Origin of the sequence: Paludibacter sp. 221, from assembly GCF_010501035.1 — a bacterium.
In the GTDB taxonomy this organism is placed as follows: domain Bacteria; phylum Bacteroidota; class Bacteroidia; order Bacteroidales; family Paludibacteraceae; genus QVMH01.
Window position 1 is genome coordinate 1 of record NZ_QVMH01000082.1, and the last position, 5,723, is coordinate 5,723.

Consider the following 5,723-nt stretch of genomic DNA (forward strand, 5'->3'; position numbering starts at 1 on the left):
GTCCGTTTACTCTTTCTTTGGAGTTAGCGTCTGTTTCTGCTGTAAACAGCCTGTTTTCTCTTCCTGAGCCCTCTCCCAATACCTGAATTTTATACCAAGGGCCATTATCATCTGTAGATGGCACCGGAAGGCCTCCGTAAACAAGATTTTCAATTTCCTTAGCTGTCAGATAGTTATTAAACAATGCTATTTGAGAAACGTTGTATCTTCCATATTCTGTGCCTTTAGCGTAATCGCCACAGAAAACCACGTCCTTACCTGCTATAAGTTCCACACCACCTTGGCTTGCAGCTGAATTTGTACGGATAGTCCGGTCGTTATGCACAACGTAGATATCATACTTGCTGCTTTCCAGATTGACGTTAAGAATAATTCGGTTCCAATCTCCGGGAAGAAGCAGGTCTGTTCCGTAAGTACTTAGCCCAACTCCGTTTACCCTACCGGCATTTGTATTATCACTGAATGATACGAAGGTAGATCCGTCATCTTTAGCATTGTTCCAATAGAGAGCACTCAAGTTTTCATTACCACTACCACCTTTGTTTGCATCAATTTTGATATCAAACATCATGGCAAAGTTATTTACTTTTGTATCAGAACCTCCGTTTGCAGCAATACCGTGCGCTACAGTCATTCCGGACGTAACAGCACCACCCAAGTCTAACCTAGCGGTACTAACACCGTCAACCTCCTGATGGTAAATCAGAGTTTCATCCATCAAAGAAATAAGATCCTCACCTACAGTAGCTTTGAACAGCTCGGCTTCGGATTTGAATTCCCAATGCCCTACTAATTTGGCCTCGTTAAATTTATTAGGCAAATTTGTCAATTGTGCAAAAGCACTAAAAGACAATAGGCTAATACATACAAAAAATAAAAATTTTTTCATAAGCATAAATTAAAAAAGTTAACATTTATAGAGTTATTTCAATAAAAAAAGCAATTATCAGGCTACTAAGAGGTTGTTTAAATTTTCCACAAAGAAACTGTTATAGTTTTACATATGTCTTTTTCGCAATAAATTATGTCCTTTTTTGTAAAATTTAAACAAGCTCTAAAAAAAACGCAAACAGCATATTGCATCATAACACAATAATGAGTTACGCAAATATATTTATTTTTTTTATAATAAAATCTTTTTTTTGCTTATAATTAAAGTAAAATGAAGTAAAGCTTGTTTTATTTACCATGTAAGCGATTTGCTTCGCTATTAATACGTCCGGCTACGATACAAAAGCGATTTTTAGGCACATGGCTCAGTATAATATATTACGAACAAGAATTTTCATTATATTTGAACAGTATATTTGTACCGGACTTATCAATATTTTAAACTTTAATTGAAAAAATGGATTTTGTATCTGTATTGAGGCTTATTATCTACGTAGCCTATGTACTTGTTATTATAGGTACCATGCTTATAGTTATATCCGAAAACAGGAACCCCATCCGTACTTTGGCATGGATACTGATTCTTAACTTCATCCCTGTTTTCGGGCTTATTTTGTACTACGTGTTAGGACAGGATACGCAACGCAAAAAATATTTCAAAAAAAGAGGGGCGAAACACACATACAGCATCCCCAAAAGCGAATCGCTCTGCCGGAATAAAGATAAAGTACCGGATTCGTGCCACGACCTCGTAAAGTTGCTTGAACCAAGCGAATGTTCTGATGTACTGTATGGTAGCGACGTGGAAATAATGACTACCGGAGAGCGCAAATTTGCCGCCTTGATTGACGACCTGAAAAATGCAAAACACCATATACATATGGAGTATTTCCTGTTCAACAAGGATGAAACCGGAAAGGAGATAAAACAGATATTGATGGCAAAGGCTGCCGAAGGGGTAGAAGTGCGTTTTATTTACGAGAATGTAGCCAATATCACCGTACGGCCTAAGTTTTATTACGAAATGGAAAAAAGCGGGGTGATGGTGTGCCCTTTCATGAAAATGTCGTTGCCACGCATACGCCGCACCATTAATTACCGAAACCACCGGAAAGTGGTGGTTATCGACGGCAAAATAGGCTACATAGGCGGCATGAACATAGGCGACGAGTATGCAAAAGACCCTAACTGGCGGGATACCCACCTGCGGATAAAAGGACAGGGAGTGTTGGGGCTGCAAGCACACTTCCTGAACGACTGGAGCTCGTCGGGCGAAAAAACGGTAGAGAATAAGCGCGAATACTTCCCCGAACAAAAAATATATTCGAACAATCTGATGCAGATAGCCTCAGGAGGGCCCGACTCGCCCTACTCCAACCTTCTGCATGCGGCTATCCGCATCATTGTAGAAAGCCAGCAGTACATTTATATACAAACTCCCTATTTTCTGCCTACCGATGCTTTGTTTCATGCATTATATGCCGCAGCCGCTGCGGGTGTTGACGTGCGGTTGATGGTATCGGCAAAATCGGATACGGCATACATCGACCCTGCCATGCACTCGTACTACGAGGATTTGCTTGAAGCCGGCATGCGCATATACGAACATCAAACCAAGTTTATACACGCCAAAACGATGGTATCGGACGACTATGTGTCGGTAATAGGGTCGACTAATATGGATTTCCGCAGTTTCGAAGCCAGTTTCGAGATTAATTGCTATATGTACGACGCGGATATAGCGCTGCAAAACAAAGCGATATTTTTCGAAGACCTAAAAGGGTGCAAAGAAATTGTGCTCGAAGAGTGGGTAAAACGCCCGGGATGGAAAAAGCTGCTCGAATCTTTTTTACGGTTATTTGCCCCGCTGATGTAACGAAAAAGTGCCATTCAGAAAACTGAACGGCACCCTTTTTCGTATTATATACTTTTTTGTACTAATTATTTCTTCGATTCCATGCGTTTAGCATAGCGGTTCATAAACTTATCAACACGTCCTGCCGAGTCCACAAGTTTTTGTTTTCCTGTGTAGAAAGGATGCGATGAGTTTGAAATCTCTAATTTTACTAACGGATAAGTTACACCGTCGATGTCAACAGTTTCTCTTGTATTAACTGTGGAACGAGAAATGAATGTATCACCGTTAGACATATCTCTGAATGCTACCGGACGATAATTTTCAGGATGAATACCACTTTTCATGTTTGTATATTTTTAATTTTTTAGACTTTTATTTCACTTTGGGCTTGCAAAGGTACTAATTTATATGGATTTATCAAACAAATTCCGATATTTTTATCCGAAACATTCTCAAGTGGCTGAATCAGGCGTAATTTCTGATTCGATTACGGATTTTGATTTGAATATTTTGTAGTTGTCACTACGCGCCATTCAGTCCCGTTATGAAAAATAAGATTTGCCCCATCTCTTCGCAAAGTTCCTGTCAAATCAGTTTCGGCCGTTCCACCTCCTCCCCCTAACTGCACTCCTGAATAAAACAATGTTCTTCCTGAAAAAAGACTTCGTTTCTCAGCTCCAGCTACATATACCCCCCACGAGGTAGTTCCTGTTTTACTACTAGTTATATATAAATCATAACTCAAATCGATAGTACCCGAATTTTTAGCCCCCTGTACATATATACCATACGCGGTTTTAACTTTACCCGTAACATTAGTTTCCCAAATACCATAAAGCACATCTACGGACTTAAGTACATTCAAAGTACCTTTACTTCCATCACCTAAAAAAGTATGGCTCCGCGCACCTATCAGGTATTCTGTATTTTCAACTCCGGAAGCAATTCGCTGGCGGGTGTATGAAGCAATCCCAATCTGCTTATAACCACCTGTCTTTGTTATTTCATCCGGGTTATAGTACATATTAATAGCTCCATTCGCATGGGTTTTTCCTCCGGTAACTATCAGGCGGTTATCAATAGTAACAGCTCCACTTCTTTTGATATGAGCCGTTTTGCTTGCCCCTGCGTCGGTGCTTGTTCCTGCAACGTACCATGCCGTGGCTGCCGGAGAGGTGTAAGTAATATATGTACTACTCGTGCTATTGTATATCCACATGGAGTTGTCTAAACCTATGTAGAGATAATTGGCATTCGCTTTAAGGGTATTATCGTTCTGAAAATTGGAGTTCGCGTTACCTTCTTCGTCCAGTGGCGAGACATCATCAAATGCCGCCCCCGCTGTGTTAGGGCTGTTCTTGTCTACGTATACAAATGTCCTGCTTTCTTGCTGAATAGCTTCTTGCTGACGTACCCAGCCTTCGCCATCATTGTAATAAATACCTTTAAGCAGGGAGTTAGCAGCATCCTCTTTCGTGTTGTAAACCGTCATACCTTCGATGTGAGCAGCAAGTGGCGAAGCATCGTCCAACGCTGTAAGCTCTACACGGGGAAGAAGCAAACCGCCATGTTTGTTTGGAGCGTAATTGGAGCGTAAATCCAATACAGCATTCTCGTTAGGCTGAGAGTCAGCACCAATGGTTACTTGTGCAGTTGCACTAAAAATGAAAAACGAAAATTGAAAAAGACAGAACAAAACTAAAGTCTGTCGGAANTAATTATTATTTGTTTCCGTTCCGTATAGCGGCTTAAAGTCCGCTTTACGGATAAATTATGTTCACCTTTTTTCTCATTCTTATTTCTTTTGTCTTATTTCTTTTGTCTTGGTTCTTGGCTCTTGATTCTTCAATCTATTTGAGTCCGCTTTACGGATAAATTATGTTTGTTTTATTCTCTCCCTCTCGTTTGCAACGAGAGGATTGTTGTTTTACGTTTCAAACGTAATCCCCATTTAACCCCTCGTTACAAACGAGGGGAAGTAGATAAAAGCTATTATCTACGGATTTTAAAATCCGTTATTAGTACATCATCGGATTGCCGTTCGAACTTGTTCGCACCGCAAAGCGGATTGTTCCATTGGCTTGCCAAGAAATCCGATGAGACAAAGAAGTAAGAGGCAAGTAAGTAACTTTATACTTTTTCCTTTCACCTTTTTCCTCATTCTTATTTCTTTTATCTTGATTCTTGGCTCTTGATTCTTTAATCTATTCGAGCCCGTTCCCATCTTGCCCGTATAGCGGCTTAAAGTCCGCTTTACGGGTAATATCTTTGTCCTTTCGGATTTCTTGGTAAACCAAGCGAACAAGTTCGAGCGGCAATCCGAAAGCTATTATCTACGGATTTTAAATCCGCTATTTCCCCCGCCTTATCGGTAATACTCTTTTGTTTTCTTTCTATTCGGGCGAAAGATTTTGCGCCCCTACATTTATTATCTATTATTCATATTTTTAAAATATCCCGTAGGGATTTAAGTTTGGTAACAGTACAAGCCACCTTATTACAAGCGTGCCGTAGGTACGCGACGTTATTCGTATCCCCCCGCTGACGCGGATGCTACATTCCGACGTGTCGGAAATTGTAGTCCGTGTCCTGCTTGAAAAGCAGTTATATCTAATTTGTTTGCCTCAGTCCCGCTACGCCGAACATAAGCGTATCTTTCCCCTTTTATCCGTAAAGCGGGCTGAAAGCCGCTATACGAATCATGCACAGATAAATATCCGCACCAGCAATAATAAGCCTCCCAAAAACTATTTTCCTTTTTCCCTCTCCGTTTGGAGAGGGTGCCTGAAAGGCGGGAGAGGCCGGGGAGGTTGGAGGGGCAATCCCACAAAGCCACACAAAGAAAAACACGGAGCAACGTAGAAGTGAATAACACTCTGCGCAACTCCGTGAATAACTCTGTGCGGCTCTGCGAAACACACAACCAACATTCATGAGACATAGATGCTTCTCGCGACTCGGCATAAGTCGAAAT

5 protein-coding genes are annotated in these 5,723 nt (G+C 40.9%); 1 reads left to right on the forward strand and 4 read right to left on the reverse strand.

Annotation, left to right across the window (positions count from 1 at the left end; genetic code table 11):
* Positions 1 to 889 (reverse strand): hypothetical protein (locus tag D0T49_RS12675; protein WP_163632251.1); only part of this gene is annotated, 889 nt, incomplete at its 3' end.
* Between the two features lie 459 nt (positions 890 to 1,348).
* On the opposite strand from D0T49_RS12675, the gene cls reads away from it, so the two are divergent.
* Complete coding sequence (cls, locus tag D0T49_RS12680; RefSeq protein WP_163632254.1) at positions 1,349 to 2,767, forward strand: cardiolipin synthase; 1,419 nt, start codon at positions 1,349 to 1,351, stop codon at positions 2,765 to 2,767.
* Positions 2,768 to 2,832: 65 nt separating this feature from the next.
* Here cls and D0T49_RS12685 read toward each other — a convergent pair whose 3' ends face one another.
* From D0T49_RS12685 to D0T49_RS12985, 3 genes are all read right to left on the reverse strand, one after another.
* The gene (locus D0T49_RS12685; protein ID WP_163632258.1) at positions 2,833 to 3,093 is read right to left on the reverse strand and encodes a type B 50S ribosomal protein L31; all 261 of its coding nucleotides are present in this window, start codon (positions 3,091 to 3,093) and stop codon (positions 2,833 to 2,835) included.
* Between the two features lie 143 nt (positions 3,094 to 3,236).
* A complete protein-coding gene (locus D0T49_RS12690; RefSeq protein ID WP_163632261.1) occupies positions 3,237 to 4,445 on the reverse strand; it encodes a hypothetical protein in 1,209 nt (402 codons plus the stop codon).
* Between the two features lie 828 nt (positions 4,446 to 5,273).
* The coding region (locus tag D0T49_RS12985; RefSeq protein ID WP_203583484.1) for a hypothetical protein at positions 5,274 to 5,723 on the reverse strand (450 nt) is incomplete at its 5' end.